The organism is Methylobacterium sp. Leaf456 (assembly GCF_001425465.1).
In the GTDB taxonomy this organism is placed as follows: Bacteria; Pseudomonadota; Alphaproteobacteria; order Rhizobiales; family Beijerinckiaceae; genus Methylobacterium.
Genome location: NZ_LMQV01000012.1, coordinates 300646 through 327645 on the forward strand (window position 1 = coordinate 300646; position 27000 = coordinate 327645).

Here is a 27000-nt window from a genome sequence, read left to right on the forward strand (position 1 = left end):
ATATCTGGGATGATGCTCTAGTCGAATGGTTGAGCGGACGATCCGGTCAGCCGAAGCGACCAGTGATGTAATCCTGGGTCTGGCGCTTGGCCGGGTTCATGAAGATCTTCGAGGTCGCGTCGAACTCGATCAGCTCGCCGAGATACATGAACGCGGTGAACTGCGAGATGCGGGCAGCCTGCTGCATGTTGTGGGTCACGATGACGATCGTGAACTCGGAGCGCAACTGCTCGATCAGCTCCTCGATGCGGCCCGTCGAGATCGGATCGAGCGCCGAGGTCGGCTCGTCGAACAGGATCACCTCCGGGCGCTGGGCCACGGTGCGGGCGATGCACAGGCGCTGCTGCTGGCCGCCGGAGAGACCCATGCCGGACTGCTTGAGCTTGTCCTTCACCTCGTCCCACAGGGCGGCCTTGCGCAAGCTTTCCTCGACGCGCACGTCGAGTTCGGCCTTGGGCAGCTTCTCGTAGAGGCGCAGGCCGAAGGCGACGTTGTCGTAGATCGACATCGGGAACGGCGTCGGCTTCTGGAACACCATGCCGATCCGCGAGCGCAGCTCGTTGAGGTCGATCTTGGGGTCGAGCACGTTCTGGCCGTCGAGCAGGATCTGCCCCTCGGCGCGCTGTTCCGGATAGAGGCTGTAGATGCGGTTGAAGGTGCGCAGCAGGGTCGACTTCCCGCAGCCGGAGGGGCCGATCAGCGCGGTGACCTGACGGTCGCGGAAGTCGAGGTTGATGTTCTTCAGGCCGTGGAACTGGCCGTAGTAGAAGTTCAGGTCCTTGACGGCGATGCGGACCGGCGCGGCGTGGTCGGCCGGGTTGCGGCCGTCGAGCTGGCTGCGGATCGCGGGGGAGGCGCTCATCGGAGGTCTCTCGTCGGGTAGGAGTTCGGGACGCGAACGGCGCTCAGCGCTGCCGCTGTTCCTTGATCACGAAGCGGGCCGTCACCGAGAGGGCGAGGATGGTGACGGTGATGAGGAGCGCGCCCGCCCAGGCGAGGCTCTGCCAGTTGGGGTAGGGCGAGAGCGCGAACTGGTAGATCATCACCGGCAGGTTCGGCACGCCGCCGAGCAGGTTGGCGTTGAACCACGAGTTGTTGTTGAGCGCGGTGAACAGGAGCGGTGCGGTCTCGCCGGCGATGCGGGCGAGCGCCAGGATGATGCCGGTGACGATGCCGGCAGAAGCCGCCCGCCACGTGATCGCGCGGATCACCAGGGAGCGGGGGGCGCCGAGCGCCGCGCCGGCCTCGCGCATCGGGCTCGGCACGAGGCGCAGCATGTCCTCGGTCGTGCGCACGATCACCGGCACCGCGATGATGGCGAGCGCCACCGCGCCGGCCCAGCCGGAATAGGTCCCCATCGGCCGCACCATCAGGGTGTAGACGAACAGGCCGATCAGGATCGAGGGCGCCGAGAGCAGCACGTCGTTGAGGAAGCGGATGACGTCGGCGATCTTCGAGGTCTTGCCGTATTCGGCCAGGAACGTGCCGGCCATCAGCCCGATCGGCGTGGCGATGACGATGCCGATGAAGGTCATGATCAGGCTGCCCAGGATGGCGTTGGCGATGCCGCCGCCTTCCGAGCCGGGGCCGGGGGTCGGCGCCGTGAACAGCGCCGGGGTGAAACCCTTCACGCCCTCGACGATGAGCATCAGCAGGATCGAGCCGAGCACGATGATGCCGAGCAGGGTGGCGAGCGTGCTCGCCACGATCAGGATGCGGTCGGCGATCCGGCGGCCGGAGCGGACGCGGCTGGCGCGGGGCGCGGGGCCGGGCGCTTGGGCCGTCGTCGTGATGTGGTTGGTGGCGTCCATGGTGGCGCTCGTCCCGGCAGTTGGATCAGGCGACCTTCGTGCGCCGCACCAGCAGGCGCGCGACGATCAGCACGATGAAGGTGATGATGAAGAGCAGGCAGCCCAGCGCCATCAGCGAGGAGAGCTGCAGGCCGTCGGCTTCGTTGAACTCGTTGGCGATGCGCGAGGCGATGGTCGAGCCCGGATCGAAGATCGAAGCGGAGAGCCGGTTGGCGTTGCCGATCACGAAGGTGACCGCCATGGTCTCGCCGAGCGCGCGGCCGAGGCCGAGCATGATCGCGCCGATGATCGAGACGGAGGCCTGCGGCACGAGGACGTGGCGCACGACCTCCCAAGTGGTGCAGCCGATGCCGTAGGCGCTCTCGCGCAGAACCGTCGGGATCTGGTCGAGCATGTCGCGGGTGATCGAGGCCACGAAGGGCACGATCATGATGGCGAGGATGATGCCCGCGGTGAGCACGCCGACGCCCGAGGGGATGCGGGCGTAGAGGAGGGTGCCGACGATCGGCAGCCCCTCGACGACGTTCGACACCGGCACCTGCACGAAGCGGGCGAAGAGGGGCGCGAACACGAACAGGCCCCACATGCCGTAGATGATGCTCGGCACCGAGGCGAGCAGCTCGATCGTCATGGCCACCGGCTTGCGGGCCCAGCCGGGGCAGAGCTGCGTGAGGTAGATCGCGATCCCGAGCGAGATCGGCACGCCGATGACGAGCGCGAGCAAAGCCGCGGCGACGGTGCCGATCACGGCGGGGAGCGCCCCGTACTGTTCGGTGCCGATGTTCCAGGCCGACGAGGTGAGGAAGCCGAAGCCGAACTCGGCAAAGGCCGGCCACGCCCCGTAGACGATGGAGCCGAGGATGCCGGCGAGCACCAGCAGGACCAGGAGCGCCGAGGCGTAGGACAGCCCTTGGAACAGGCGGTCGCCGGTCTTGCTCGGGGCGATGCGGGCGGCGACACCGCTCTCGCGGGCCAGGGCGACGGATTGGGTCAAGGCGGTCATCCGCGAATGCTCATCGAGTGCGGGGCGTGTAGCGCGGTCGCGGGCGCGAGGCGAGCCGGTGCAAAAAGGGGCCCCTTCTGGGAAGGAGCCCCGGTACGCCTTACATGCCGCCGAAGACCGGCTTGCCGTCCTTGGTCTTGATGGTCTTCCACTCCTCGTGGATCAGGCCGACCACGTTGTCGGGCAAAGGCACGTAGTCGAGCTCGGTCGCGAGCTTGTCGCCGTTCTTGTAGGCCCAGTCGAAGAACTTCAGCACTTCGCCGGCCTTGGCGGCGTCGGCCGGGTCCTTGTGGACGAGAATGAAGGTCGCCGCCGTGATCGGCCACGCGTCGTCGCCGGCTTGGTTGGTCAGCGCGATGCCGAAGCCAGGGGTGGACTTCCAGTCGGCGCTGGCAGCGGCGGCCTGGAAGGCCTTGTCGTCGGGCTGCGGGAACTTGCCGGCCTTGTTCTGGATCAGGGCGTAGGCGAGCTTGTTCTGCTTGGCGTAGGCCGACTCGACGTAGCCGATGGCGTTCGGAACCTGCTTGACGGTGGCGGTGACGCCCTCGTTGCCCTTGCCGCCCTGACCGACCGGCCAGGAGATCGTCGTGGCGGCGCCGAACTCCTTCTTCCAGCCCTCGGAGACGCCCGAGAGATAGGTGGTGAAGATGTTGGTCGTTCCCGACGCGTCCGAACGGTAGATCGGGGTGATGTTGGCCTCGGGGAGCTTCAGCCCCTCGTTCAGCTTGGCGATCTTCGGGTCGGACCACTTCTGGATCTTGCCGGCGTAGATGTCGGCGACGATCTCGCCGGTGAGCTTGAGCTTGCCCGGCTCCAGGCCGGGGATGTTCACCACGGTGACGACGCCGCCCATGACGGTCGGGAACTGGGCGAGGCCGTCCTTCTCGAGCTGGGCGGGCTTGAGCGGGGCGTCGGTGGCGCCGAAATCGACGGTCTTGGCCTGGATCTGCTTGATGCCGCCGCCGGAGCCGATTGACTGGTAGTTCAGGCCGTTGCCGCTCTCCTTGCGGTAGGCTTCGGCCCACTTCGAGTAGACCGGGAAGGGGAAGGTGGCGCCGGCGCCGGTGATGTCGGCGGCGAGCGCCGAGGTCGCGAGCTGGGCGACCGCGAGGCCGGCGGCCAGGGCGTAAGTGAAGGGTTTCACAAGCATCTCCGTAACGGGTCGGGCGCTGCCTGGGGGCACGTGCCGGTCCGGGACCGGCGCTGCACCGCGGCGGGGCAGCCATAGCCCTCCGACGCGCCGCGTCTATGACGGCCACATGACGGGGACATGACAGCGCAGGCCGACGCCCTCTTCTCGCCAAATTCCGTCGAGGATGGACCGGTTTGCGGCGTTCGGGCGTTGAGGGAGATCAACGATCGGGCCGGACGCGACCGTCGATCGCGCGATGCAACGGAGGACGACAGCGTGGCGCAGCCATCCCGCAGGGACGACCGGGCGGCCGGTCCGACGACGGGCGAGCCGCAGGCCGAGATCGAGACGCTCGATCCGCAGGAGACGGCCTACCGCGCGCTGCACGGCGAGCGGGAGGCTCTGGAGCAGGCGCTTACGCTGGCGCAGCAGCGGCAACGCTTCGGCGACGACGACGACTCCGAGGCCGCCCGTCACAGCGAGACGGCGTTGCTCAAGGATCTCGACCGGGTGATGACGCTGATCCGCGCCGCGGAGATCCGGCGCAGCCAGCCGAAGGCGCGGCGTTGGCAGTGAACCTCAGAGGCAGTGCCACTCAGAGGCCGCGGCGCCGGTCCCGCTCCTTCTGACGCAGGCGCAGCAGTAGCTCGACCTGTACGTCGGTGATCGGCTGCGATTCGCAAGCGCCGACATAGGCCTCGCGCAGGGCGTGGCCGAGGCGGTTGCGCGTCTCGCCGCTGAGGTTCGGCAGCGGCGCCGGGGCGAGGGTATCGGCGGCGTAGTCGGTCGCGAGCTGTGCCATGGTGGACCGAAGCGAGGATGAAGGTTTCGTCACCGCGGGGATGCGGATCGGCAACCGAGGGTGCAGCCTGCACCGAGATGGTTAATGAAAGTTTATCGCCGAGCTGGTTATAGAAATCTTCATCCACCCTGCGGCAGGCCGCCGCGCCCTTGCGGGCACGGCGGGAATCGTCAGCCGATCAACAGGATGTCGAGCAGCACCACGGCGATGCCGCCGGCCACGGCGATGCCGAGCAGGACCACGCTCGACACCTGATCGACGCTGTTCACGTCGTGGCCGACGCGGTGGGTGAAATCGTTGGCGGACAAGGGCTTCTCCTTAAATGGCCTTCCGCCGACAATCGTCCGAGGGGCGTTTCGGTTTCAGCCGGTCGAGGCGCTCTTGCGAATACGCTCGATCGCCGCGTCGCGGTCGAAGCCGGGCGACAGCAATTCGTCGAGGGTGAAGGGGCAGGCCCGCGGCAGGGTGAGGTTGACCCGGCCCTCCTGGGGCTGGAGGTCCGGCGCCTCCGCGATCGGCAACGCGAGGGTCCAGGCGCCGTCCATGCGAAGCCCGGCCGGGTCCGGCGGGTCCTCCCGCAAGGACGAGAGTCCCGTCTCCGCCGCTTGCCGGAAGGTAAGACTCCGACCATCGTCGGAGACCAGGGCCGCCTTGATCAGCTCGGCCAGGATATCCCTAACGCGCTCGACGCTCTCGTTCATCGGTTCCTCTTTCGCGAAGCGAAGAGGAGCACGGGCAAGGGCGATGCCAGAGCGCTCAATACGGCGTGCCGGTGGCGCGCTTGGCCTGAAGAGCCTCGGCGTACCATGTCAGCTCGTCGAGAAACTTCTTGGCCGCCTTGCTCAGCCATTCCTCGGCCGGTTCGCCCGCCTCGCTCAGCGCCTTGTGGATGCGCGGGATCGGCAGGAGCGAGGGGATGCTCGGGGTGCCGAGTTCGCCGAGCATCGCCCGGAGCTGCATCGCCGCGCGCACGCCGCCGTATTGGCCGGCGGAGTAGCAGCAGATTCCCGAGGGGCGCCAGTAATACTCTTCGAGGAAATGGTCGAGCGTGTTGGACAGAGCCGGCGGGATCGAGTGGTTGTACTCGGCCGAGACCACGATGAAGGCGTCCGACCGGCGGTAGAGGTTGGCCAGTTGCTCCAGCGGGGCCGGCGCTTCTCCCTTCGGGTACTCCTTGTACATCCGGTCGAGGAGCGGAAGGTCCAGTTCGGCCGGATCGACCAACGGCGCGGCGTGGCCCCGCGCCTCGATCTGGCCGACGAGGAAGCGGGCGGCGCGGATGCCATTGCGGTCGGAGCGGACCGAGCCGAGGATCACGGGTATCGTCAGGGACATCGTTTTTGGCCTCGCGGTTCTCGATTTCAGACCGAAAACCTACCCGACCCTGCCCGATCCGTCCCGCGCTTCAGGCGGCTTCCGAGCACGGTCCGGGCCAGCGCGTCGGCTCGGCGGCGGCGGCCTCGAAGGCCGGGATCGCGTCGGCCGGCATCGGCCGGTGAAACAGGTAGCCCTGCATCATGCGGCAGCCGACCGAGCGCAGCAGCAGCATCTGGTCGGCGGTCTCGATGCCCTCCACCACGCAGTCGAGGTCGAGGTGGCGGCACAGGTCGAGGATCGAGCGGACGATAGCGAGCGAGGTCGCGTCCTCGGTGAGCCGAGTGACGAAGCTGCGGTCGATCTTGAGGCGATCGACGGGCAGGCGCTGGAGATAGCTCAAGGAGAAATAGCCGGTGCCGAAATCGTCGAGCGCGATTTTCACGCCGAGCGCCTTGAGCGAGGCGAGCGCGCGGTTCGCGTCGCCGAGGTCGCGCATCAGGCCCGATTCGGTCACCTCGAACACGATCCGGCCCGGATCGATGCCGCTGGCCACCACGATCGCGGTCAAGCCGTCTACGCTTTCGGGAGCGGCGATATCGTGGGCCGAGAGGTTGAAGGAGAGCCGCCGGTCGGCGGGCCAGCGCCGCATCGTGTCGAGGGCCTGCCCCAGCATCGCCCGGGTGAGATCGCGGATCAGGCCGCTGCGCTCGGCGACGGGGATGAAGTCGGCCGGGGAGACGGCGCCGAGCGTCGGGCTCTGCCAGCGCGCCAGCGCCTCGTAGGCCTCGACCCGGCCGCTGACCGCGTCCACGATCGGCTGGTAGAGCAGGTGGAATTCGCGGGCGAGGTCGGCCCGGCGCAGGGCCTGCTCGATGGCGGCGTCGCGGCGGAGCGCCGCCTCGTGGGCGGGGGCGAAGCACACCGCCGAGCCGCGGCGGCAGGTCTTGGCGTGGTAGAGCGCGAAGTCGGCGCGGTCGACCAGGGTCTCGGCGCCGGCCGCCGCCTCGGGGAAGCGGGCGAAGCCGACCGAGGCGCCGATCTGGGCCGAGCCTTCCCGCAGCAGGTAGGGCTGGCGCAGCAGGGCGCAGACCTGCCCGCCGATCGCCTCGAGGTCGGCCTCGCCCTCGACGATGAGCCCGAACTCGTCGCCGCCGAGCCGGGCGACCCAGCCGAGTCCGGCCGCCTCCAGCCGCCGGGCGACCTCGCGCAACACCGCGTCGCCGGCCCCGTGGCCGAGGCTGTCGTTGACCGGCTTGAAGCCGTCGAGGTCGATCATGCCGACGCCGAAGCGCCCGCCCGTCGCGGCGGCCTGGGCCACGGCCTCCTCCAGCCGGGCGGTGAAGGCGCGGCGGTTCGGCAGGCCGGTGAGCATGTCGGTGAGGGCGAGCCGGCCGTTCTCGGCGGTGAGATCGACCAGATGGCAGAAGTCGCGGTAGGCGAAGCTCTGCATCGCCGTCGAGCCGATCAGGACGAGGACGTAGCTGACCACCGCCATCTGCACCATCGGCTCGCCGAACGCGATGAAGTAGAGGCAGTAAGGCACCGCGATGGTGGTGAGGATGTGCGCGGCGCTGCGCAGATGCGCGAGGCACTGCATGCAGAACATCATCGTGATGGTGAGGAAGAAGATCACGTGCATGTCGCTGGCGCTGTCGCCGCGGCCGTAGAGCAGGCTGGCCCAGAGCGAGGCACTGAGGCCGAGGATCACGGTGAAGCGGTTGACCATCCGCAATTGGGCGAAGGCCTGCCGGCCCTGGAGCGGGCGGCGGGCCGCGCGGATCCAGGAAAGCGAGCGCCCGCCGACGGCCAGCACCAGCACGAAAGGCGGCCCGATCACGACCCAGTCCGGCGCCAGACCGTAATGGGCGTAGGCGAGCCCGACCGCGTTGAGGCCGAGGAACGCGTAGAGCATCAGGATCTGGCGGGCGAGCGCCTGGAACTGCGCCGTGGCCAGAACCGGATCGTTCTCGCGCACGGCGTAGAGGCCGATGAGGCGGCGGAGCCCCGGGAGGAACATCGTACACTCGTGAACGGCACGTCGGATGAACCGGCTTGAAACCAACATTTCCTAATAAATTGGGACGCCGCTCGGCAGTGGGTCAGTATGAATTTTTCAAGCAGCCATGCTCTGATGAACCGCTCAGGGAGTGGGGGATACCATGGCGAAGCCTGCAACTAAGAAAAGCAAAAAGACATCGGCTGAAGGAATAGAGATTACCTCGGTTTCGCAGTACATTTCCAAAATCGTGGAGCTGGCGCCCCGCTCAGGTATTATTCGCACATACAGGGGACACGCAAAGACAAGCTACCTACTTAAACCAAGCCTTTATCGTACGAGCGGCAATTCCCGCGAAGAAAAGAATATACTGCGAGAGTTGGTCAGCCTGCATCCGAGCGAATTTGAGAAAGATCGAAGTGCGTTCGATCAGCTAGTTCGAATGCAGCATTTTTCACTTGAGACGAGATTGTTTGACGTAAGTTTAAATCATTTGGTTGCACTGTAATTCGCTACAAAAAGCAACCCGACAGATGACGGTCATGTAATATTGTTTGACGTAGAAAAACGTGCAGTTAAATATTTTGACAGCGATACGGTCAGCTGCATTGCAAACCTCTCTAGTCTTTCATCAAAGGAACGCAATGAAATTAGGCATTTTGCAACTGATGAGGAATTGAATGCATCGGACACCGGCAGAAGGCTTCTGCATTTTATCAAGACTGAAAAACCTTACTTTCTTCCTGCAATACGTCGAGAGGACCTTCACAGGATCATACTCGTTAAGCCAAAGCAAAATAATCGACGCATACTTGCTCAACAGGGAGCGTTTTTCATATTTGGGCTGCCACACGAGCTGAGGCCCGAAGAACATGAGGTAGCAATTTTGCGGCTCCTTGTGCCTGCCGATCTTAAAAAGAAGATCTCGGACGAACTAGATTTAATAAATATAAATGGCAGCACCATGTTTCCAGAGATAGAATCTGCTGCAAAATATATTATGAGTAAAGTCCTTCCCGCTTGAATTGCTTATGCCGGCCCCGCTTTCCTGGTTTCTCATCCGTCGCCTCGACTGTCGGTGGCGCAGACCCGGCCATCGTCGGCGAGCCCCGAACGCGTTCGGCCGGCAGGGCATTCCGGAAGGCCGCCCGGCCGTTCGGGCGGTCACGCCGCAAGGCCGGACATGCGCCCCCCGGCGCCGGGAGCGACGGGGTCAGGCGGCCGCGGCCGTAAGGACGGCCCGGAGCTGAGCGTCCAAGTCGATGGCCACGGCATCGACCTCCGGATTCCCGAACTGCCCGAAGGTGGTGGCCGGGCGGTCGTACTCGAACGCGACGCCGCCCGCTTCATCCTCGCGCAGGAGCACCCGGATCGGCGCGTAGAGGGCGGCGGAAAGGACGTGCCGGGTCATCCGGGCGGCCGTGAGCGGGTTGCCGATGTCGTACTGGACGGCCTTGCGGGTCAGCCCGGCGGTGAGGAGCAGACCGCCATGGTCGCGGGCGCCGAAGATCGAGAGCGGCGCCTGCCGTTCGAGGAGATCGCGCGCGGCGTCCACCTTCCCGTCGCGCAGCAGCCCGGCATAGGCGTGGTCGAGGGGCGGCACCGACGCCTCCAGGGCGGCGCGCACCGCCTCGAAGGTTTTTGGGGACCGTAGCGTCACGTGCTCGACCGTGATGCGTGTCGAAGTCATCGGTTCGGACATGGATGTCGATCCTCGCTTCTTCAGTAGAGGGGAATGTGGCGCGTGCCGCGACGGTCGCCCGCGCGGCTTCGTGGCCGTCAGCCGACGGCCGAAAACTTCGGCCTCGAAGTCAGGGCCAGGATGATGTCGGCCCAGGCCTGGGGGCGCTCCAGGGCGCTGAAATGCCCCGTCCGGTCGAGGGTGACGACCTCGGGCGCGGGGAGGGCGGCCTCGACGCCGGCGCGGTCCCGAAGGTTCGCCCAGTCCTTGTCGCCCCAGACCAGCGTGACCGGCGCGGTGACCAAAGGGTAGCGGGTGCGGGCCGCGACGAAGCTCGGGAGCGCCTTGAGCAGGGTGCGCGCCGCCCGGGCGTAGCCGGCCCGAGCGCCGACCCGGGCGTACTCGTCGAGCAGGTCGGAGGGCAGGCTGCGGGAATCGTGGAAGCCGCCCTTCATGATGCCGCCGGTGATGGTCCGGTTCTCAAGCGCCGCGAAGACCGGGCCGACGAGGGGCGCCCGCACGCTCTTGATGATGATCGAGGCCAGAAGGTTCGAGCGCTCCAGGCCGGGCAAGTAATCGTAGGTGTTGAAGGCGAAGACCCGCTCGACCGCGTCGCCGAGATCGGCAGCCACGGAGAGCGACAGCGTCGCACCGATGGACTCGCCCGCCAGGATCGGGCGCTCGATGCCGAGGGTCGCGATGAAATCCTTCAAGGCCGCCCGCAGGGTGGGCTCGTCCTTCGGGGCTTCCGGCTTCAGGTCCGACCAGCCGAAGCCCGGCAGATCGAGGGCGTAGACCGTGAAGTGGGGCGCGAGCAGCGGGATCACCCGCTGGAACAGGTCGAGCTGCGTCCGCACCGTGTGGGTCAGGACGAGGTTCGGCCCGCTCCCCGCCCGGACGTAGCGGAGGCGGGTCCCGTCCCGCAGAGTCGCGACGGCGATCTCGCCGGAGGCGAGCCAGCGGCGCGTGTAGGTCTCGGCGTCGCGGCCGAGGGTGGCGATGCTGGGCGTGGTCATGGAAGGAAGCTCCTGGGCGGCGGGTCCGGCGGGGGTGTCGCCCACGCCTGTCGCCATCGAACCTAGACGTGCCCCGGCATATCCCATATGTCGAACATCCAACCTTTTAGGACATTCGCCGCGGGGCTCCCCATGCCGTCCATCGGTGTCGTGCTCTTTCCGGGGTTCCAGGTGATGAACCTCGCGCCTCTCACGGCCTTCGAGCTGGCCAATCTCGAACTCGGCCGGGACTTCTACGAGGTGACCTTCCTGTCGGAAGGAGGCGGGCCGGTCCGGACCTCCATCGGCATGGTCATCGAGACGGAGCCGTTTTCCGGCCGGCGCTTCGACACGCTCATCGTGGTGGGATCGGTCCGGGTTGATGCGTCGGCGCCGGGCCTCGTCGAACGGGTGCGCGAGACGGCGGCCGGCGCGCGCCGGGTCGCCGCGACCTGCACGGGGGCGTTCCTCCTGGCCGAGGCGGGCCTGCTCGACGGGCGGAAGGCGGCAACCCACTGGGCCCATGCCCGCGACCTCCAGCGGCGCCATCCCTCGATCAAGGTGGACGACGACCGCATCTTCGTGGCGGACGGCAACGTCTGGACCTCGGCCGGCATGACCGCGGGAATCGACCTGACGCTGGCTCTGGTCGAGGACGACCTGGGCCCCGAGATGTCGAAGGGCATCGCCCGGACGCTCGTGGTCTACCACCGCCGAACGGGGGGGCAGTCGCAGTTCTCCGCGCTGCTGGACCTGCAACCGCGCTCCGACCGGGTCCAGACGGTGCTGGCCCATGCCAGGGCCAACCTGAGGAGCGAGCTGTCGGTGGAGGAACTGGCGGAGGCGGCCCATCTGAGTCCGCGCCAGTTCAGCCGCATCTTCCGCGAGGAGACCGGCCAATCACCGGCCAAGGCCGTCGAGAACCTCCGCCTGGAGGCCGCCCGGACGATGCTGGAGGACGGCCGGCATTCCCTCGACACGGTGGCGCGGGAGACGGGCTTCGCCGACCGGGAACGGATGCGGCGGGCCTTCCTGCGGGCGTTCGGCCAGCCGCCCCAGGTCATCCGGCGCAGCGTCCGCCATCACGAGCCCGGCCCGACCGCCTGAACACGCGAACGCCGGAGCCCCTCGCGAGGCCCCGGCGCTACAGGTCGTTTCTCGAAAGTCGCGGGCCGGGCGGGCCGGCCCGCGCGCCGCTTACAGCGAGTAGTACTGCACGAACTCGATCGGGTGGGGGGTCATCTCGTAGCGCAGCACCTCGGTCATCTTCAGCTCGATGAACGAGTCGATCTGGTCGTCCGAGAACACGCCGCCGGCCTTGAGGAAGGCGCGGTCCTTGTCGAGGTTCTGCAGGGCCTCACGGAGCGAGCCGCACACGGTCGGGATCTTCTTCAGCTCGCGCGGCGGCAGGTCGTAGAGATCCTTGTCCATGGCCGGGCCCGGATCGATCTTGTTGAGGATGCCGTCGATCCCGGCCATCAGCAGCGCCGAGAAGGCGAGGTAGGGGTTGGCCATCGGATCGGGGAAGCGGACCTCGACGCGCTTGGCCTTCGGGTTCGTCGTCCACGGGATACGGCAGGAGGCCGAGCGGTTGCGGGCCGAGTAGGCCAGCAGCACGGGGGCCTCGTAGCCCGGCACCAGACGCTTGTAGGAGTTGGTGGACGGGTTGGTGAAGGCGTTGAGCGCCTTGGCGTGCTTGATGATGCCGCCGATGTACCACAGGCATTCCTGGGAGAGGTCGGCGTACTTGTCGCCGGCGAACAGCGGCTTGCCGTTCTTCCAGATCGACTGGTGCACGTGCATGCCCGAGCCGTTGTCGCCGTAGACGGGCTTCGGCATGAAGGTCGCGGACTTGCCGTAGCTCTGCGCCACGTTGTGGATGCAGTACTTGTAGATCTGCATGTGGTCGGCGAGCAGGGTCAGCGTGTCGAACTTCATGCCGAGTTCGTGCTGGGCGCTCGCCACCTCGTGGTGGTGCTTCTCGACCTTGACGCCCATCGACTGCATCGCGGCCAGCATCTCGCCGCGCATGTCCTGGGCCGAATCCTGCGGCGGTACGGGGAAGTAGCCGCCCTTGGTCTGGATGCGGTGGCCGAGGTTGCCGCCCTCGTAGTCGGTGAAGCCGTTGGTCGGCAGCTCGGTGGAATCGAGCTGGAAGCCGGTGTGGTAGGGGTCGGCACCGAACTTCACGTCGTCGAACACGAAGAACTCGGCCTCGGGACCGACGAAGATGTCGTCGCCGATGCCGGTCGAGCGCAGGTAGGCCTCGGCGAGCTTCGCCGTGCCGCGCGGATCGCGCGCATAGGGCTCGCCGGTCGAGGGCTCGAGCACGTCGCAGACGATCGACATGGTGGACGCCGAGAAGAACGGGTCCATGCAGGCGGTGACCGGGTCGGGCATCAGCAGCATGTCGGACTCGTTGATCGCCTTCCAGCCGGCGATCGAGGAGCCATCGAACATCGTGCCCTCGGAAAAGATCTCCTCGTCGACGAGGGAGACGTCGAAGGTCACGTGCTGCCACTTCCCGCGCGGGTCGGTGAAGCGGAAGTCGACGTATTTCACGTCGTTGTCCTTGATGGCCTTCAGCACATCAGCGGCCGTTTTCATCGTGTGCGTCTCCTCGGGTCGTCTCGTCAGGCGGGCGCGGCCGGAGCGGCCGCATCCGGGCCGGGGCTGATCCCGGCCGGTCGTCGGATCGTCCCGGGGGCAGGGGAGAGGGAGAGGGCTCGTTTCGCAGGCCCACGCGCGACGAGCGCGGCACGGGTCGTGCGAGCCGGCATCCCTCCTCGTGCCCCAGCCGGTCCGGCCGACGGGCGCGGACGTTACTGCCCACGCCCCGCCGCCGCCACCCGTCCTGAGACAAAAATCTCCGCCCCGGCGGGCCTTTCGCGGAAAAGATCGCCCCACCTGCGCCGATCGGAGCGACGCTTTCACGCGGGAACCGGCGTCGCATTTCGCGGCGGGTTGGCACGGCCCATGCTTTAGGCCCATCCGAAGCGGACGGGTTTTGACCGGACGTTTCGGGGTCGGGCGAAAGCCTTCGAGCCAGCCAGGGTATCGGCGCCCGCGACGCGGCGACGGTCCTGGGCCGAGGCGGAGGCGAACAGGGCGCCGGACCTAGGGGCTGTCAGACGGATTTCGTCGATCAGGAACGAGAGACAAGCAATGACGAAGTACAAGCTCGAGTATATCTGGCTCGACGGCTACACTCCGGTTCCGAACCTGCGCGGCAAGACGCAGATCAAGGAGTTCGACGGCTTCCCGAGCCTGGAGCAGCTCCCGCTCTGGGGCTTCGACGGCAGCTCGACGATGCAGGCCGAGGGCTCCTCGTCCGATTGCGTGCTCAAGCCGATCCGCCACTTCGTCGATCCGTCCCGCAGCAACGGCGTGCTCGTGCTGTGCGAAGTGATGATGCCCGACGGCAAGACCCCGCACCCGTCGAACAAGCGCGCCACCGTGCTGGACGATGCCGGCGCGTGGTTCGGGTTCGAGCAGGAGTACTTCCTCTACAAGAACGGCCGCCCGCTCGGCTTCCCCGAAGCCGGCTACCCCGCCCCCCAGGGCCCGTACTATTGCGGCGTCGGCGCCTCGAACGTCGGCCCGATCGCCCGCAAGATCGTCGAGGAGCATCTCGACCTGTGCCTCACGGCGGGCATCAACCACGAGGGCATCAACGCCGAGGTGGCCAAGGGCCAGTGGGAGTTCCAGATCTTCGGCAAGGGCTCCAAGAAGGCCGCCGACGAGATGTGGATGGCCCGCTACCTGCTCCAGCGCCTGTGCGAGACCTACGAGATCGACATCGAGTACCACTGCAAGCCGCTCGGCGACACCGACTGGAACGGCTCGGGCATGCACTGCAACTTCTCGACGACGTTCATGCGCGAGACCGGCGGCAAGGACTACTTCGAGGCCATGATGGCGCAGTTCGAGAAGAACCTCGACGACCACATCGCCGTCTACGGCCCGGACAATCACATGCGGCTCACCGGCAAGCACGAGACCGCCCCGTGGAACAAGTTCTCCTACGGCGTGGCCGATCGCGGCGCCTCGGTGCGCGTGCCCCACTCCTTCGTGAACAACGGTTACAAGGGCTACCTTGAGGACCGCCGCCCGAACTCCATGGGCGACCCCTACCAGATCGCCTCGCAGGTCCTGAAGACGATCTCCGAGGTTCCGCTCCCCGCAGAGGCCGCCGAGAAGGCCGTCGCGTAAGTCTTTCTTGGGAGTCGGCCGGCTCCCGGAGACACAGCCGCCCCTGCCGCAAGGCGGGGGCGGTTTTTTGTTTGTCGGCCGTGCGGAGCGCCGGAACCACCCCCTCTCCCCGCACGCGGGGAGAGGGTCGAGCCCCCCTCGTCGGGGGCGAGACAAGCGGTAGCGGGGGTGAGGGGGCGCTTCCGAAGGAGTCGTTTCCGTCGAAGCCCCCTCACCTTCGGCTGCCGCCTCGCTTCGGCGACGACGGGGTCGCCGAAGCCCTCTCCCCGCGTGCGGGGAGAGGGGATGCACGGCCTACACTCCGAAGATCGACCACCCGGTCCGTTTCACCAGCATCTCCAGGGCGATGCGCCCGAGATGCGAGTTGCCCGCGGCATCCAGCCCCGGCGACCAGACGCAGATCGAGGCACGCCCCGGCGCCACCGCCAGAATCCCCCCGCCGACGCCGCTCTTGCCCGGCAGGCCGACCCGGTAGGCGAAGTCGCCCGAGCCGTCGTAATGGCCGCAGGTCAGCATGATGGCGTTGATGCGCCGCGCCCGCTCGGCCGAGATCACCGAGTAACCGGCCAGCGGGTGCTGCCCGGAATAGGCGAGGTACAGCCCGGCGGTGGCGAGCTGGCGGCAGGTCATCGCGATGGCGCAGTGGTGGAAATAGACCCCGAGCGTGTAGTCCACCGGGTTCTCGAGGACGCCGAACGAGCGCATGTAGTTGGCGAGGGCCGCGTTGCGAAAACCCGTGCGCTTCTCCGAGGCCGCCACGGTCTCGTCGATGGCGATTGCGTTGTCCTGTGCCAGGAACTGCATGAAGCGCAGGATCTCGCCCAAAGCCTCCCGCGGCTGGTGGCCCGAGAGGATCACGTCGGTGACCGCGATGGCACCCGCGTTGATGAAGGGATTGCGCGGAATCCCCTGCTCGCGCTCCAGCTGGACGATGGAGTTGAACGGGCTGCCGGAGGGCTCGCGCCCGACCCGCCGCCACAGCCGGTCGCCGACCATGCCGAGCGCCAGCGTCAGGGTGAAGACCTTGGAAATGCTCTGGATCGAGAAGGGGATGTCGGCATCGCCGCCTGCCGCGACCTGCCCCTCGCGGTCGATCACCACGAGGCCGAACTTTTGGGCATCGACGCCGGCGAGTTCGGGGATGTAGCTCGCCACCGCGCCGCGGTCGGGCCGCGCCCGCATCTCGTCGGCGATCTCTGTCACGATGCTGTCGAGATCGGGCACGGGCTGGCTCGCTGAGGCACGCGCCTCAGGGGGCGCGCGAACGCCCGTTCACGAAGCGCGCCAAGTCGTCGGAGGTCGAGGGAGCCTGCGGCTCAGATCGCGTCGGCGCCGGTCTCGCCGGTGCGGATGCGGATGGCTTCCTCGATGGTCGAGACGAAGATCTTGCCGTCGCCGATGCGGCCGGTCTGGGCCGATTTGCGGATGGCCTCGACCGCGCCTTCCACCAGCGCGTCGGACAGGACGATCTCCAGCTTCACCTTGGGCAGGAAGTCCACGACGTATTCCGCGCCGCGATACAGCTCGGTATGGCCCTTCTGCCGGCCAAAACCCTTCGCTTCGATGACGGTGATGCCCTGGAGGCCGACCTCCTGGAGCGCCTCCTTCACCTCGTCGAGCTTGAACGGCTTGATGATCGCCTCGATCTTCTTCATCCCGGCTCGGTCCGATGCGCGCGTCGTCTGTTAGATGCTGATATGTCTATCATCGCGACCGCCCGACCGCCACGGCGATTTGCGTTGCCGGCAGGTGAAGTTGCGCATCGCGCAGGCATTGGCTGCGGAATATGCAGGCAATTCCCCCGCTTTCGATGAATTTTTAGACAGAGAGTGAGCGCCACGAATGCATGAGCCGGCCCACCCCCCGAAGTCGGCCCTGCGGCTGCTCACCGTGGAGGCGATGCGACGGGTGGATGCGGCGGCGATCGGGGCCGGCACGCCGGGTTTCACGCTGATGCAACGGGCCGGCGCGGCTTTGGCCGAGCGAGCGCTGGCGCTCGGGTCGGAGCGGATTCTGGTCCTATGCGGACCGGGCAACAACGGCGGCGACGGGCTCATAGCCGCCCGCCTGCTGGCGGAGGCGGGCCGGGCCGTCGAGTTGCGGCTGCTGGGGGATCGCGATGCGCTCACCGGCGATGCCGGCCTTGCGGCGGCCGAGTGGACCGGCCCGGTCGCCGCGGCGGACGCTCCGGTGACCGATTGCGACCTGATCGTCGACGCGCTGTTCGGCGCCGGGCTGTCGCGCGATCTCGACGGCGCGGCCCGCGCCCTGGTCGAGGCGGTGAACGCGTCCGGCCATCCCGTCCTGGCGGTGGACGTGCCGAGCGGGCTCGACGGCGATACCGGCCGCGTCCGCGGCGTCGCGGTGCAGGCGCGCGAGACCGTGACCTTCGTGGCGCTCAAGCCGGGCCATCTGCTCCAGCCCGGCCGCTCGCTGTGCGGCGCGATCACGCTCGCCGACATCGACACCGGCCCCGCCGCGCTCGCCGACGGGCTGGAGGGCGCGCCCACGCTCTTTCGCAACGCGCCGGGGCTGTGGACGCTGCCCGTCCTGTCGGCCGCGAGCCACAAATACACCCGCGGCCATGCCCTCGTCCTGTCGGGCCCGGCCTACAAGACCGGCGCGGCCCGGCTCGCCGCTCGCGGGGCGCTGCGGGTCGGCGCCGGCCTCGTCACCGTCGCCTCGCCGACCTCGGGCCTGCCGGAGAACGCGGCGCAGCTCACCGCGATCATGCTGCGCCCCTGCGAGAGTCCCGACGACCTCGACGACATCCTCGTCGACGACCGCCTCAATGCCCTGCTGCTCGGCCCCGGCCTCGGCACAGGCCCGGCCACCTGCGCGTTCGTCGCGGTCGCGGCCTCCGCCGGCCGTGCCCTGGTGCTCGACGCCGACGCATTGACGAGTTTTCGGAGTGAGGTGCGGACCTTGGCCCGCCACATCCGCGACGGCGAGGCGCAAGGTGTGCTGACCCCGCACGAGGGCGAGTTCGCCCGGCTGTTCTCCGGCACCGAGGCCGTCGCCGAGGGCCTCTCCAAGCCGGAGCGCGCCGCACGGGCGGCCCATCTCGCCGGGGCCGTGGTGGTGCTGAAGGGCGCCGACACGGTGATCGCCGCCCCCGACGGACGGATCGCGATCAACGACCACGGCTCGCCCCATCTCGCCACCGCGGGCTCCGGCGACGTGCTCGCCGGGCTGATCTGCGGGCTGCTGGCGCAGGGGATGGCGCCGTTCGAGGCGGCGTGCGCCGCCGTCTGGCTCCACGGCGACGCCGGCCTCCGGCACGGGCCGGGGCTGATCGCCGAGGATATTTCGGAATTGATGCCGGCGGTTCTGCGGGACTTGGCCTGAGAGCGGTTCGACGCACTTCCCACCCATCCCCCTCATCCTGAGGCGCCCGCATCAGCGGGCCTCGAAGGAGGGCTCCAGCGTATCGCGCGCTCTGCTGGAGCCCTCCTTCGAGGCTGCGCTTCGCTCCGCACCTCAGGATGAGGGATTTTGTGGGATATGCGTTTCAGCCGACTTCGAAACTCGCCCACAGCCCCGTGTCGAACCGCTCCAGCACCGTCGAGGACAGGAGCCAGCGGCCAGGATTGTCGGCCACGAACGCAATCTGGGCGTGGCGGCCCTCCGGGATCTGCACGGTATCGAGCCAGTAGGGCTCCCAGCCGTCGTCGAGGAGGTGGAGCAGGCGGAAGACGTGGCCGTGCAGGTGCAGCACCTGCGGGAAGCCGGTGTCGTTGCGGATCGTCAGCACCAAGACCTGCCCGCGCTTGACCGTGAACAGCGGAGCCGCACCCGCCGCGCCGCTCGCGCCGTTGATCTGCCAGATTTTTTGGGGGTCGCCGGCATAGGGCGTCTCGGCGCCGGGCTTGGTGCGGTCGGGCTTCACCCCGCCGGTGAGGACGAGGTCGCGGCGGAACGCGCTCTGGAGCTTGATCTCGTTCGGCAGGCGCTTGTTCTCGGGGATCGAGGCGATCTGCCCGCGGCCTGTCTGCGCCACAGGCTCGCCCGCCACCGCGAACGTCGCCAGCGGCAGACCCTGGCCGACCAAGGCCGTGATCGTGCCGGCCGGGCCGGGCTCCTTCGGCAGGTCGAGGAGCAGGTCGTAGCGGGTGCCCGGCGCGAAGGGGAGGGTGGCCTTCAGCGGCTCGAACGTGTCGGCGGGCTGGCCATCGACGGCGGCGACGTAGACCTTCACCCCGTCGAAGCGGATGCGGATCGCCCGCGCGTTGCAGGCGTTGGCGAGCCTCAGCCGGACGCGGCCGCCGGGGCGGCCTTCGAGGGCGAGGGGAATCGGCCCGCCGTTGAGCGTCACCGCGTTGCCGAGCCGGCCCGAGGCCGCCGCGAACGCCACCTGTCCGAACGGCAGCAGGGCACCGGCCTCGTCGAGGCGCCAATCCTGGAGCAGCAGCGTGACGTCCTGATCGACCGCGAGCGGGTTCGGCTCCTCCACGACGAGCAGGCCCGCGAGGCCCCGGCCCGACGGCTCGCTCGCGCCGCCGACGACCAGCGGGCGGACCAGGAAGGTGCCGGCGTCCGGCGGCGTGAACTCGTACGAAAAGTCCTTGCCCGGCGCGATCGGCTCCTGGGTGACGCCGCCGACGCCGTCCATGGCGTTGCGGTTGCGCACGCCGTGCCAGTGGAAGGCCAGCGGTTTTTCCGTGTTGTTCTCGACGCGCAGGCGCACGGTCTCGCCGAGCTTGATCCGCAGCACCGGCGGGGCGGTCCCCGTGCCGAGGCGCCACACGGCGGTCTCGGGGGCGGGCTCGGGCTTGAGCCGGGCCTGAGCCGGGGCGGCCTTGAGGGGCTTTGCCTCGGCCGGCCCGGCATCGGGCTTGGCCTCGGGAGCGGGCGCCTCGGCGGGCTTGACCGCCGGGGCCGGCTTGCGGGCCGGCGACTGCGCCGCGGCGGCGAAGGGGGCGAGCGCCAGCGCCGCGCTCCCCGCGATCAGCGTGCGGCGGGACGGGCCCTCCACCTCCCGGATCGGCTCGGGTCGGGCCTCGGGGGCGGGCGTTCGCATGGGGGCTCGTTCGGCTGGCGGGGAAGGGGCCCGCGTTGTAGCCGGGCCGTCCGGGATGCGCCAATCACGGCCGGGCGCGACGTCCAATAAGCAGCGCTTGCACGAGAATTGGCCGTCCGGCCGGGCGCGAGGAGCGCCCCGCGAGCGGCCTCGGCCTTGAGCCGAGGCGTCCGGCAGAGCGAAGCCGAGGCCGCGGAGGCAGCTGCAGGCGTCCGAGGCCGAGCCGGAAGACGCGGCTGCCGGCGCTTGAGGCCGAGCAGGAACAAATTTTTGCTGCGGGCCCGGACGCGCGTGCTATAGACGCGCGCTTCGAAGGCCCGGACAGGGCCATGTCGCTCAAGCGCTCGCGGGCGTGGCGGAACTGGTAGACGCGCTGGATTTAGGTTCCAGTGTCGCAAGACGTGGGGGTTCGAGCCCCTCCGCCCGCACCAAGTCCGCATCGGCCCGGCCTCGGGACCGGGGCCGGTCCCCGCCGGGCGTTCGCGCCGTCGGAGTCCCCCAAGGATCTCCTTGATGGGTCTCCCGCAGCGCCGCGGCATCGAGGACGAGATTGCGGTTTTTACAAAAGCGGACGAACGACGATGCAGGTGACCGAGACGACCTCCGAGGGGCTGAAGCGCGAGTTTCAGGTGCTCCTCCCCGCCAACGAGCTTGAGGATCGCCTCAACACCGAGCTCTCGAACATCAAGGGCAAGGTCCAGATCAAGGGCTTCCGCCCCGGCAAGGTGCCGGTGGCGCATCTGCGCAAGGTCTACGGCAAGTCCGTGATGGCCGACGTGCTGCAGAACGCCGTCAACGAGGCCAACCAGCAGATCGTCGCCGACAAGGGCCTCAAGCTCGCGCTCGAGCCGCAGATCGAGTTCCCGAAGGACGAGGAGCAGAACATCATCGAGCGCGCGCTCGACGCGAAGGGCGACCTCGCCTTCAAGGTGAAGCTCGAGGTGCTGCCGAGCTTCGAGCTGGCCGACCTCTCCGACGTGTCGATCAAGAAGCTCGTGGTGACCCCCTCCGACGCGGAGATCACCGAGGCGCTGGAGCGCATGGCCAAGGACGGCCGCGCGTTCGAGGACCGCGAGGAGGGCGCCGAGGCGCAAACCGGCGATCAGGTCGTGATCGATTTCGTCGGCCGCATCGACGGCGCCGAGTTCGAGGGCGGCAAGGGCGAGGACGTGCCGCTGGAGCTGGGCTCCAACACCTTCATCCCCGGCTTCGAGGACCAGCTCGTCGGCGCCAAGGTCGGCGACAGCCGCCTCGTCAAGACCGCCTTCCCCGAGGGCTACCAGGCCGAGCAGCTCGCCGGCAAGGACGCCGAGTTCGACGTGACCGTGAAGGGCGTCAAGGCACCGGGCGAGACCAAGATCGACGACGAGCTGGCCAAGCGCTTCGGCATGGACGACCTGGAGAAGCTGAAGGAAGCGATCTCCAAGGCGATCGGCTCCGATTACGAGGCCCAGTCGCGCCGCAAGCTCAAGAAGGAGCTGCTCGACGCGCTCGACGGCAAGTACGCGTTCGAGCTGCCGCCCTCCCTCGTCCACCAGGAGTTCGCCGCCGTGTGGGCCCAGGTCGAGCAGGACCTGAAGACCCGCGGCAAGACCTTCGAGGAAGAGGGCACCACCGAGCAGGCCTCGCAGGCCGATTACCGCAAGATCGCCGAGCGCCGCGTGCGCCTCGGGCTGGTGCTTGCGCAAGTCGGCGAGACGGCCGATATCAAGATCTCGGATGACGAGGTCAACCAAGCCCTCTTCGCCCGGATCCGGCAGTTCCCGGGCCAGGAGAAGCAGGTCTACGACTTCTACCGCAACAACCCCCAGGCGCTCGCCGAGCTTCGCGCGCCGCTGTTCGAGGAGAAGGTCGTCGACCACGTCCTCGGTCAGGTCCAAGTGGTCGAGGAGCCCGTCTCGAAGGAGGCTCTCTTCGCCGAGGACGACGAAGCCGACGCCTCCGCGTCGAAGGCCGACGAGACCCAGGGCGAGAAGAACGAGACGGCGGCCGAGCAGGCGGCCGGCTGATCGACGCCCAGCGGCTCCGCGGCGGGCGGCGATCGGAACGCGATCCTCGAGCGGCGCCCGTCACGGGCGCCGCCGGGGGCCGTGAAGATCAGACGGCGTTAACGTGCGCCGTGTTCGCTGTAACCTCCGGCCCTGGGCGATTCGTCCGGGCCGGACCCGGAGCCGAGGGCTGACATGAGAGATCCGGTCGATTACTTCCACAATTCGCTCGTGCCCATGGTGGTCGAGCAGTCGAGCCGCGGCGAGCGGGCGTTCGACATCTATTCCCGGCTGCTGCGCGAGCGGATCATCTTCTTGACCGGCCCGGTCGAGGACCAGGGCGCCTCGCTCATCGTCGCCCAGCTGCTGTTCCTCGAGGCCGAGAACCCGAAGAAGGAAATCTCCTTCTACATCAACTCGCCCGGCGGCGTGGTGACCTCGGGCCTGTCGATCTACGACACGATGCAGTTCATCCGCTGCCCGGTGACGACGCTCTGCGTCGGTCAGGCCGCCTCGATGGGCTCGCTGCTGCTGGCCGCGGGCGAGGCCGGCCACCGCTTCGCCCTGCCGAACGCCCGGATCATGGTGCACCAGCCGTCGGGCGGCTTCCAGGGACAGGCCACCGACATCCTGATCCATGCCCGCGAGATCGAGGCCCTCAAGAAGCGCCTCAACGAGATCTACGTGAAGCACACCGGCCGCGAGTACGAGACGATCCATCAGGCGCTGGAGCGCGACAACTTCATGACCGCCGAGGCGGCCAAGGAGTTCGGCCTGATCGACGACATCCTGCACAAGCGCCCGGAACCCGCCGCCGCCTGAGGCGGATGACCCCGGACGCTTTTCAGAGTGAGGCGTCCGGGGCACGCCGGCAAACCATGCGGCCATTCGGCGCTTGCCCGGCCCCTCCGGCCGGTTGATCCCGAGGCGGCAGCATGGTTGCATCGGGATTCGAGCGCCTCACTCCCGACGCATCCGCGCGGTGTGACTGTTTCTTTAGGCGGATGCGCTTACATCCTATGACCGAAGCGCGTGCCCTGCTGGCTGGGGCCGCGCCCGCGAACCGGAGACCGACATGAGCAAGACCGGCGGCAACGACTCCAAGAGCACGCTGTACTGCTCGTTCTGCGGCAAGAGCCAGCACGAGGTCCGCAAGCTGATCGCGGGCCCGACGGTGTTCATCTGCGACGAGTGCGTCGAGCTGTGCATGGACATCATCCGCGAGGAATCGAAGTCCTCGCTGGTGAAGAGCCGCGACGGCGTGCCGACCCCGAAGGAGATTCGGCGCGTCCTCGACGATTACGTCATCGGCCAGGACTTCGCCAAGAAGGTCCTCTCGGTGGCGGTGCACAACCACTACAAGCGGCTCGCGCACGCGACGAAGCACAACGACGTCGAGCTGGCCAAGTCCAACATCATGCTGATCGGGCCGACCGGCTCGGGCAAGACGCTGCTGGCCCAGACGCTTGCCCGCATCCTCGACGTGCCGTTCACCATGGCGGACGCCACGACCCTCACGGAAGCCGGCTATGTCGGCGAGGACGTCGAGAACATCATCCTCAAGCTGCTCCAGGCCTCCGACTACAACGTCGAGCGGGCGCAGCGCGGCATCGTCTACATCGACGAGATCGACAAGATCTCCCGCAAGTCGGACAACCCGTCGATCACCCGCGACGTGTCGGGCGAGGGCGTGCAGCAGGCGCTGCTGAAGATCATGGAAGGCACCGTCGCCTCCGTGCCGCCCCAGGGCGGGCGCAAGCATCCGCAGCAGGAGTTCCTGCAGGTCGATACGACGAACATCCTGTTCATCTGCGGCGGCGCCTTCGCGGGGCTGGAGCGCATCATCTCCCAGCGCGGCAAAGGCACTTCGATCGGTTTCGGCGCGAGCGTCCAGGCGCCGGACGACCGCCGCACCGGCGAAGTGTTCCGCTCGGTCGAGCCCGAGGACCTGCTGAAGTTCGGCCTCATCCCGGAATTCGTCGGCCGTCTCCCCGTGCTCGCCACGCTGGAGGATCTCGACGAGGAGGCCCTCAAGAAGATCCTTCAGGAGCCGAAGAACGCGCTGGTCAAGCAGTACCAGCGCCTGTTCGAAATGGAGAACGTCGAGCTGACCTTCCAGGACGAGGCGCTGTCGATGGTCGCCCGCAAGGCGATCGAGCGCAAGACGGGCGCCCGCGGCCTGCGGTCGATCCTGGAGACCATCCTGCTCGACACGATGTACGACCTGCCCGGCCTCGATTCGGTCGAGCAGGTGGTCATTGGCCCGGAGGTGGTGGACGGCAAGTCGAGGCCGCTCTTCATCCACGGCGACCGCAACAAGGACGCACCGGCCAGCGTCAGCGCCTGATCGGCAGGAAAAAGGGCCGCCCGGCAATGCCGGCGGCCCTTTTTCGTTCCAGGGGTGGCCGCTTGAAAGCGCGCCGGCGAAGGACCAATTCAGGTCCATCGCAGCCGGCACGCTTCTCTCCTCCCCCCGCTCTACCCAAGGTGCGGGCTGCGCTACCAGCCGCAGACGTATCATTCGCCCCCGACCCTTCGCGGCCCGGTCGGCACCTGGCAGGATGCTTGCTCGATCCGAGGAGCGCATGCCCGGCGTCAACAGATAAGGGAAACCCCCATGACCCAGTCGAAATCGCGCCAGCCGGTCGTTCCCGGTTCGACGGGCTCCTACGCCGTCCTGCCGCTGCGCGACATCGTCGTGTTCCCGCACATGATCGTGCCGCTCTTCGTCGGCCGCGAGAAGTCGATCCGCGCGCTGGAAGAGGCCGTGCGCTCGGAGCGCCACATCCTGCTCGCCACCCAGATCAACGCCAGCGACGACGATCCGGCGACCGACGCGATCTATAAGATCGGTACGCTCGCCTCCGTGCTCCAGCTCCTGAAGCTGCCCGACGGCACCGTGAAGGTGCTGGTCGAGGGCGCCGGCCGCGCGCAGATCGAGGAGTTCGTCCGCTCCGACGAGTTCTACGAGGCCCGCGCGCTGACCCTCGACGACGACCTCGGCGACCGCGTCGAGGCCGAGGCGCTCGCCCGCTCGGTGATCTCCGAGTTCGAGAACTACGTGAAGCTCAACAAGAAGATCTCCCCCGAGGTCGTCTCCGCCGTCACGCAGATCGACGAGCCGTCCAAGCTCGCCGACACGGTGGGCTCGCACCTCGCGGTCAAGATCGCCGACAAGCAGGCGATCCTGGAGATTCCCACGGTGGCCGCGCGCCTGGAGCGCGTGCTGTCGCTGATGGAGAGCGAGATCTCCGTGCTGCAGGTGGAGAAGCGCATCCGCACCCGCGTCAAGCGGCAGATGGAGAAGACCCAGCGCGAGTACTACCTCAACGAGCAGATGAAGGCGATCCAGAAGGAACTCGGCGACGAGGACGGTCGCGACGAGTTGGCCGAGCTGGAAGAGAAGATCGAGAAGACCAAGCTGACGAAGGAGGCCCGCGAGAAGGCCACCGCCGAGCTGAAGAAGCTCCGCCAGATGTCGCCGATGTCGGCCGAGGCGACGGTGGTGCGCAACTACCTCGACTGGATGCTCGGCATCCCATGGGGCAAGCGCTCGAAGATCAAGAAGGACTTGCTGGGCGCGCAGGCCGTCCTCGATTCGGATCACTTCGGCCTCGACAAGGTCAAGGACCGGATCGTCGAATACCTCGCCGTGCAGCAGCGGACCAACCGGCTCACCGGACCGATCCTTTGCCTCGTTGGCCCGCCCGGCGTCGGCAAGACCTCGCTCGGCAAGTCGATCGCCAAGGCCACGGGCCGCGAGTTCGTTCGCATGTCGCTCGGCGGCGTGCGCGACGAGGCCGAGATCCGTGGTCACCGCCGGACCTATATCGGCTCGATGCCCGGCAAGATCGTCCAGTCGATGCGTAAGGCCAAGACGTCGAACCCACTCATCCTGCTCGACGAGATCGACAAGATGGGCATGGACTTCCGCGGCGATCCGTCGGCGGCGCTCCTCGAGGTGCTGGACCCCGAGCAGAACGCGACGTTCAACGACCATTACCTCGAGGTCGATTACGACCTGTCGAACGTGATGTTCGTGACGACGGCGAACACGCTCAACATCCCCGGTCCGCTGATGGACCGCATGGAGGTGATCCGCATCGCCGGCTACACCGAAGAGGAGAAGCTGGAGATCGCCCGTCGCCACCTGATCCCGGAGGCGGTGAAGAAGCACGGGCTGAGTGCCGACGAGTGGTCGATCACCGACGACGGCCTGATGATGCTCATCCGCCGCTACACGCGGGAAGCGGGCGTCCGTAACTTGGAGCGCGAGATCTCCAACCTGATCCGCAAGGCGGTGAAGGAGATCCTGATCACCAAGGTCAAGTCCGTCGAGGGCAACCCCGACACGCTTCCGGTCTTCCTCGGTCCGCCGAAGTTCCGCTACGGCGAGATCGACGCGGACGATCAGGTCGGCGTGGTGACGGGTCTGGCCTGGACCGAGGTCGGCGGCGAGCTGCTGACGATCGAGGGCGTCATGATGCCCGGCAAGGGCAAGATGACGGTCACGGGCAACCTGCGCGACGTGATGAAGGAGTCGATCTCGGCGGCCGCCAGCTACGTCCGCTCGCGGGCGATCGACTTCGGCCTCGAGCCGCCGCTGTTCGAGCGCCGCGACATCCACGTCCACGTGCCGGAGGGGGCGACCCCGAAGGACGGGCCGTCGGCGGGCATCGCCATGGCGACCGCGATCGTCTCCACGCTCACCGGCATCCCGGTGCGCCGCGAGGTGGCGATGACCGGCGAGGTGACCCTGCGGGGTCGCGTCCTGCCGATCGGCGGGCTGAAGGAGAAGCTGCTCGCGGCTCTGCGCGGCGGCATCAAGACGGTGCTGATCCCGGAAGAGAACGCCAAGGACATCGCCGAGGTGCCCGACAGCGTGAAGCAGGGCCTGGAGATCATCCCGGTCTCGCGGATGGATCAGGTCCTCACCCACGCCCTCGTGCGCCAGCCCGAGCCGATCGAGTGGGACGAACCGCTCCCCGCCAAGGCCCCGGCCCGGACCGACGACGACAGCGCCACGCTCGTCGCCCATTAAGG

Annotated in this window: 25 protein-coding genes and 1 tRNA gene; 11 read left to right on the forward strand and 15 right to left on the reverse strand. The window is 67.8% G+C overall.

Features of this window, described 5'->3' with window-relative positions; translation table 11 throughout:
• Positions 1 to 46 precede the first annotated feature (46 nt).
• The 4 genes from pstB to pstS all read right to left on the reverse strand — a co-directional run bounded on the left by pstB (position 47) and on the right by pstS (position 3958).
• The gene (pstB, locus tag ASG52_RS11380) at positions 47 to 862 is read right to left on the reverse strand and encodes a phosphate ABC transporter ATP-binding protein PstB (RefSeq protein ID WP_056242976.1); all 816 of its coding nucleotides are present in this window, start codon (positions 860 to 862) and stop codon (positions 47 to 49) included.
• Between the two features lie 43 nt (positions 863 to 905).
• On the reverse strand, positions 906 to 1811 hold the full coding sequence (pstA, locus tag ASG52_RS11385) for a phosphate ABC transporter permease PstA (RefSeq protein ID WP_056242978.1): 906 nt from the start codon (positions 1809 to 1811) through the stop codon (positions 906 to 908).
• Between the two features lie 25 nt (positions 1812 to 1836).
• Positions 1837 to 2814: a phosphate ABC transporter permease subunit PstC gene (gene pstC, locus ASG52_RS11390; protein WP_056242980.1), complete on the reverse strand. Its 978-nt coding sequence runs from the start codon at positions 2812 to 2814 to the stop codon at positions 1837 to 1839.
• Positions 2815 to 2914: 100 nt separating this feature from the next.
• Positions 2915 to 3958: a phosphate ABC transporter substrate-binding protein PstS gene (gene pstS, locus ASG52_RS11395; protein ID WP_056242981.1), complete on the reverse strand. Its 1044-nt coding sequence runs from the start codon at positions 3956 to 3958 to the stop codon at positions 2915 to 2917.
• A 264-nt stretch (positions 3959 to 4222) separates the two neighbouring features.
• Between pstS and ASG52_RS11400 the strand changes: the two genes are divergently transcribed.
• Complete coding sequence (locus tag ASG52_RS11400; RefSeq protein ID WP_502691046.1) at positions 4223 to 4522, forward strand: hypothetical protein; 300 nt, start codon at positions 4223 to 4225, stop codon at positions 4520 to 4522.
• A 19-nt stretch (positions 4523 to 4541) separates the two neighbouring features.
• Here the strand turns inward: ASG52_RS11400 and ASG52_RS11405 are convergent, their stop codons facing one another.
• The 5 genes from ASG52_RS11405 to ASG52_RS11420 all read right to left on the reverse strand — a co-directional run bounded on the left by ASG52_RS11405 (position 4542) and on the right by ASG52_RS11420 (position 8082).
• Positions 4542 to 4748: a hypothetical protein gene (locus ASG52_RS11405; RefSeq protein ID WP_056242983.1), complete on the reverse strand. Its 207-nt coding sequence runs from the start codon at positions 4746 to 4748 to the stop codon at positions 4542 to 4544.
• A gap of 170 nt (positions 4749 to 4918) precedes the next feature.
• Complete coding sequence (locus ASG52_RS27845) at positions 4919 to 5056, reverse strand: hypothetical protein (RefSeq protein WP_200945596.1); 138 nt, start codon at positions 5054 to 5056, stop codon at positions 4919 to 4921.
• A gap of 54 nt (positions 5057 to 5110) precedes the next feature.
• Positions 5111 to 5449, reverse strand: coding sequence for a hypothetical protein (locus tag ASG52_RS11410; RefSeq protein ID WP_056242985.1), 339 nt, complete (start codon positions 5447 to 5449; stop codon positions 5111 to 5113).
• Between the two features lie 55 nt (positions 5450 to 5504).
• Positions 5505 to 6083 (reverse strand): NADPH-dependent FMN reductase, encoded by a 579-nt coding sequence (locus ASG52_RS11415; RefSeq protein WP_056242987.1) that lies wholly within the window; start codon positions 6081 to 6083, stop codon positions 5505 to 5507.
• A 70-nt stretch (positions 6084 to 6153) separates the two neighbouring features.
• On the reverse strand, positions 6154 to 8082 hold the full coding sequence (locus tag ASG52_RS11420; RefSeq protein WP_056242989.1) for a putative bifunctional diguanylate cyclase/phosphodiesterase: 1929 nt from the start codon (positions 8080 to 8082) through the stop codon (positions 6154 to 6156).
• A gap of 142 nt (positions 8083 to 8224) precedes the next feature.
• Here ASG52_RS11420 and ASG52_RS26245 point away from each other — a divergent pair, with 142 nt between their 5' ends.
• Together ASG52_RS26245 and ASG52_RS27105 are read left to right on the forward strand one after the other, a co-directional pair.
• Positions 8225 to 8569, forward strand: a complete 345-nt coding sequence (locus ASG52_RS26245) for an FRG domain-containing protein (RefSeq protein WP_156383888.1) — start codon at positions 8225 to 8227, stop codon at positions 8567 to 8569.
• A 42-nt stretch (positions 8570 to 8611) separates the two neighbouring features.
• The gene (locus tag ASG52_RS27105) at positions 8612 to 9085 is read left to right on the forward strand and encodes a hypothetical protein (RefSeq protein ID WP_156383889.1); all 474 of its coding nucleotides are present in this window, start codon (positions 8612 to 8614) and stop codon (positions 9083 to 9085) included.
• 189 nt (positions 9086 to 9274) lie between these two features.
• Here the strand turns inward: ASG52_RS27105 and ASG52_RS11425 are convergent, their stop codons facing one another.
• Positions 9275 to 9763, reverse strand: coding sequence for a DUF302 domain-containing protein (locus ASG52_RS11425; protein WP_056242990.1), 489 nt, complete (start codon positions 9761 to 9763; stop codon positions 9275 to 9277).
• Between the two features lie 77 nt (positions 9764 to 9840).
• On the reverse strand, positions 9841 to 10758 hold the full coding sequence (locus ASG52_RS11430) for an alpha/beta fold hydrolase (protein ID WP_056242992.1): 918 nt from the start codon (positions 10756 to 10758) through the stop codon (positions 9841 to 9843).
• A 132-nt stretch (positions 10759 to 10890) separates the two neighbouring features.
• Between ASG52_RS11430 and ASG52_RS11435 the strand changes: the two genes are divergently transcribed.
• On the forward strand, positions 10891 to 11844 hold the full coding sequence (locus ASG52_RS11435; protein ID WP_056242994.1) for a GlxA family transcriptional regulator: 954 nt from the start codon (positions 10891 to 10893) through the stop codon (positions 11842 to 11844).
• A gap of 90 nt (positions 11845 to 11934) precedes the next feature.
• Here ASG52_RS11435 and glnA read toward each other — a convergent pair whose 3' ends face one another.
• A complete protein-coding gene (glnA, locus tag ASG52_RS11440) occupies positions 11935 to 13344 on the reverse strand; it encodes a type I glutamate--ammonia ligase (protein WP_056242995.1) in 1410 nt (469 codons plus the stop codon).
• Between the two features lie 558 nt (positions 13345 to 13902).
• Here glnA and ASG52_RS11445 point away from each other — a divergent pair.
• Entirely contained in the window at positions 13903 to 14949 is a 1047-nt protein-coding gene (locus ASG52_RS11445) for a glutamine synthetase beta-grasp domain-containing protein (RefSeq protein WP_056242997.1), read from the forward strand.
• A gap of 294 nt (positions 14950 to 15243) precedes the next feature.
• Here ASG52_RS11445 and ASG52_RS11450 read toward each other — a convergent pair whose 3' ends face one another.
• Both ASG52_RS11450 and ASG52_RS11455 read right to left on the reverse strand, forming a co-directional pair.
• Positions 15244 to 16173: a glutaminase gene (locus ASG52_RS11450; RefSeq protein WP_056242999.1), complete on the reverse strand. Its 930-nt coding sequence runs from the start codon at positions 16171 to 16173 to the stop codon at positions 15244 to 15246.
• A 92-nt stretch (positions 16174 to 16265) separates the two neighbouring features.
• Positions 16266 to 16604: a P-II family nitrogen regulator gene (locus ASG52_RS11455; protein WP_056243001.1), complete on the reverse strand. Its 339-nt coding sequence runs from the start codon at positions 16602 to 16604 to the stop codon at positions 16266 to 16268.
• A gap of 187 nt (positions 16605 to 16791) precedes the next feature.
• Between ASG52_RS11455 and ASG52_RS11460 the strand changes: the two genes are divergently transcribed.
• Positions 16792 to 18297 carry a bifunctional ADP-dependent NAD(P)H-hydrate dehydratase/NAD(P)H-hydrate epimerase gene (locus tag ASG52_RS11460; protein ID WP_056243003.1) on the forward strand — a complete coding sequence of 502 codons (1506 nt, stop codon included), beginning with the start codon at positions 16792 to 16794 and terminating at the stop codon, positions 18295 to 18297.
• 163 nt (positions 18298 to 18460) lie between these two features.
• Here the strand turns inward: ASG52_RS11460 and ASG52_RS11465 are convergent, their stop codons facing one another.
• Positions 18461 to 19969, reverse strand: a complete 1509-nt coding sequence (locus ASG52_RS11465; protein ID WP_056243005.1) for a multicopper oxidase family protein — start codon at positions 19967 to 19969, stop codon at positions 18461 to 18463.
• 346 nt (positions 19970 to 20315) lie between these two features.
• Here ASG52_RS11465 and ASG52_RS11470 point away from each other — a divergent pair.
• The 5 genes from ASG52_RS11470 to lon all read left to right on the forward strand — a co-directional run bounded on the left by ASG52_RS11470 (position 20316) and on the right by lon (position 26998).
• A tRNA-Leu gene (locus tag ASG52_RS11470) sits at positions 20316 to 20400 on the forward strand.
• Between the two features lie 150 nt (positions 20401 to 20550).
• Positions 20551 to 21978 carry a trigger factor gene (gene tig / locus ASG52_RS11475; RefSeq protein WP_056243007.1) on the forward strand — a complete coding sequence of 476 codons (1428 nt, stop codon included), beginning with the start codon at positions 20551 to 20553 and terminating at the stop codon, positions 21976 to 21978.
• A gap of 174 nt (positions 21979 to 22152) precedes the next feature.
• Complete coding sequence (locus ASG52_RS11480; protein WP_056243009.1) at positions 22153 to 22779, forward strand: ATP-dependent Clp protease proteolytic subunit; 627 nt, start codon at positions 22153 to 22155, stop codon at positions 22777 to 22779.
• Between the two features lie 253 nt (positions 22780 to 23032).
• On the forward strand, positions 23033 to 24304 hold the full coding sequence (gene clpX / locus ASG52_RS11485; protein ID WP_056243011.1) for an ATP-dependent Clp protease ATP-binding subunit ClpX: 1272 nt from the start codon (positions 23033 to 23035) through the stop codon (positions 24302 to 24304).
• 270 nt (positions 24305 to 24574) lie between these two features.
• Positions 24575 to 26998 (forward strand): endopeptidase La, encoded by a 2424-nt coding sequence (lon, locus tag ASG52_RS11490; RefSeq protein ID WP_056243013.1) that lies wholly within the window; start codon positions 24575 to 24577, stop codon positions 26996 to 26998.
• The last annotated feature ends 2 nt before the right edge of the window (positions 26999 to 27000 follow it).

What these genes read in the sequence shown, in the direction of transcription:
- ASG52_RS26245 (WP_156383888.1), top strand. Translation starts at nt 8,225, where the DNA reads ATGGCGAAGCCTGCAACTAAGAAAAGCAAAAAGACATCGGCTGAAGGA.
- ASG52_RS11465 (WP_056243005.1), bottom strand. Translation starts at nt 19,969, where the DNA reads ATGCGAACGCCCGCCCCCGAGGCCCGACCCGAGCCGATCCGGGAGGTG.
- ASG52_RS11415 (WP_056242987.1), bottom strand. Translation starts at nt 6,083, where the DNA reads ATGTCCCTGACGATACCCGTGATCCTCGGCTCGGTCCGCTCCGACCGC.
- ASG52_RS11460 (WP_056243003.1), top strand. Translation starts at nt 16,792, where the DNA reads ATGCATGAGCCGGCCCACCCCCCGAAGTCGGCCCTGCGGCTGCTCACC.
- ASG52_RS11430 (WP_056242992.1), bottom strand. Translation starts at nt 10,758, where the DNA reads ATGACCACGCCCAGCATCGCCACCCTCGGCCGCGACGCCGAGACCTAC.
- ASG52_RS11455 (WP_056243001.1), bottom strand. Translation starts at nt 16,604, where the DNA reads ATGAAGAAGATCGAGGCGATCATCAAGCCGTTCAAGCTCGACGAGGTG.
- tig (WP_056243007.1), top strand. Translation starts at nt 20,551, where the DNA reads ATGCAGGTGACCGAGACGACCTCCGAGGGGCTGAAGCGCGAGTTTCAG.
- ASG52_RS11405 (WP_056242983.1), bottom strand. Translation starts at nt 4,748, where the DNA reads ATGGCACAGCTCGCGACCGACTACGCCGCCGATACCCTCGCCCCGGCG.
- ASG52_RS11445 (WP_056242997.1), top strand. Translation starts at nt 13,903, where the DNA reads ATGACGAAGTACAAGCTCGAGTATATCTGGCTCGACGGCTACACTCCG.
- glnA (WP_056242995.1), bottom strand. Translation starts at nt 13,344, where the DNA reads ATGAAAACGGCCGCTGATGTGCTGAAGGCCATCAAGGACAACGACGTG.
- pstB (WP_056242976.1), bottom strand. Translation starts at nt 862, where the DNA reads ATGAGCGCCTCCCCCGCGATCCGCAGCCAGCTCGACGGCCGCAACCCG.
- lon (WP_056243013.1), top strand. Translation starts at nt 24,575, where the DNA reads ATGACCCAGTCGAAATCGCGCCAGCCGGTCGTTCCCGGTTCGACGGGC.
- ASG52_RS11480 (WP_056243009.1), top strand. Translation starts at nt 22,153, where the DNA reads ATGAGAGATCCGGTCGATTACTTCCACAATTCGCTCGTGCCCATGGTG.
- clpX (WP_056243011.1), top strand. Translation starts at nt 23,033, where the DNA reads ATGAGCAAGACCGGCGGCAACGACTCCAAGAGCACGCTGTACTGCTCG.
- pstA (WP_056242978.1), bottom strand. Translation starts at nt 1,811, where the DNA reads ATGGACGCCACCAACCACATCACGACGACGGCCCAAGCGCCCGGCCCC.
- pstC (WP_056242980.1), bottom strand. Translation starts at nt 2,814, where the DNA reads ATGACCGCCTTGACCCAATCCGTCGCCCTGGCCCGCGAGAGCGGTGTC.
- ASG52_RS11435 (WP_056242994.1), top strand. Translation starts at nt 10,891, where the DNA reads ATGCCGTCCATCGGTGTCGTGCTCTTTCCGGGGTTCCAGGTGATGAAC.
- ASG52_RS11425 (WP_056242990.1), bottom strand. Translation starts at nt 9,763, where the DNA reads ATGTCCGAACCGATGACTTCGACACGCATCACGGTCGAGCACGTGACG.
- ASG52_RS11410 (WP_056242985.1), bottom strand. Translation starts at nt 5,449, where the DNA reads ATGAACGAGAGCGTCGAGCGCGTTAGGGATATCCTGGCCGAGCTGATC.
- ASG52_RS11420 (WP_056242989.1), bottom strand. Translation starts at nt 8,082, where the DNA reads ATGTTCCTCCCGGGGCTCCGCCGCCTCATCGGCCTCTACGCCGTGCGC.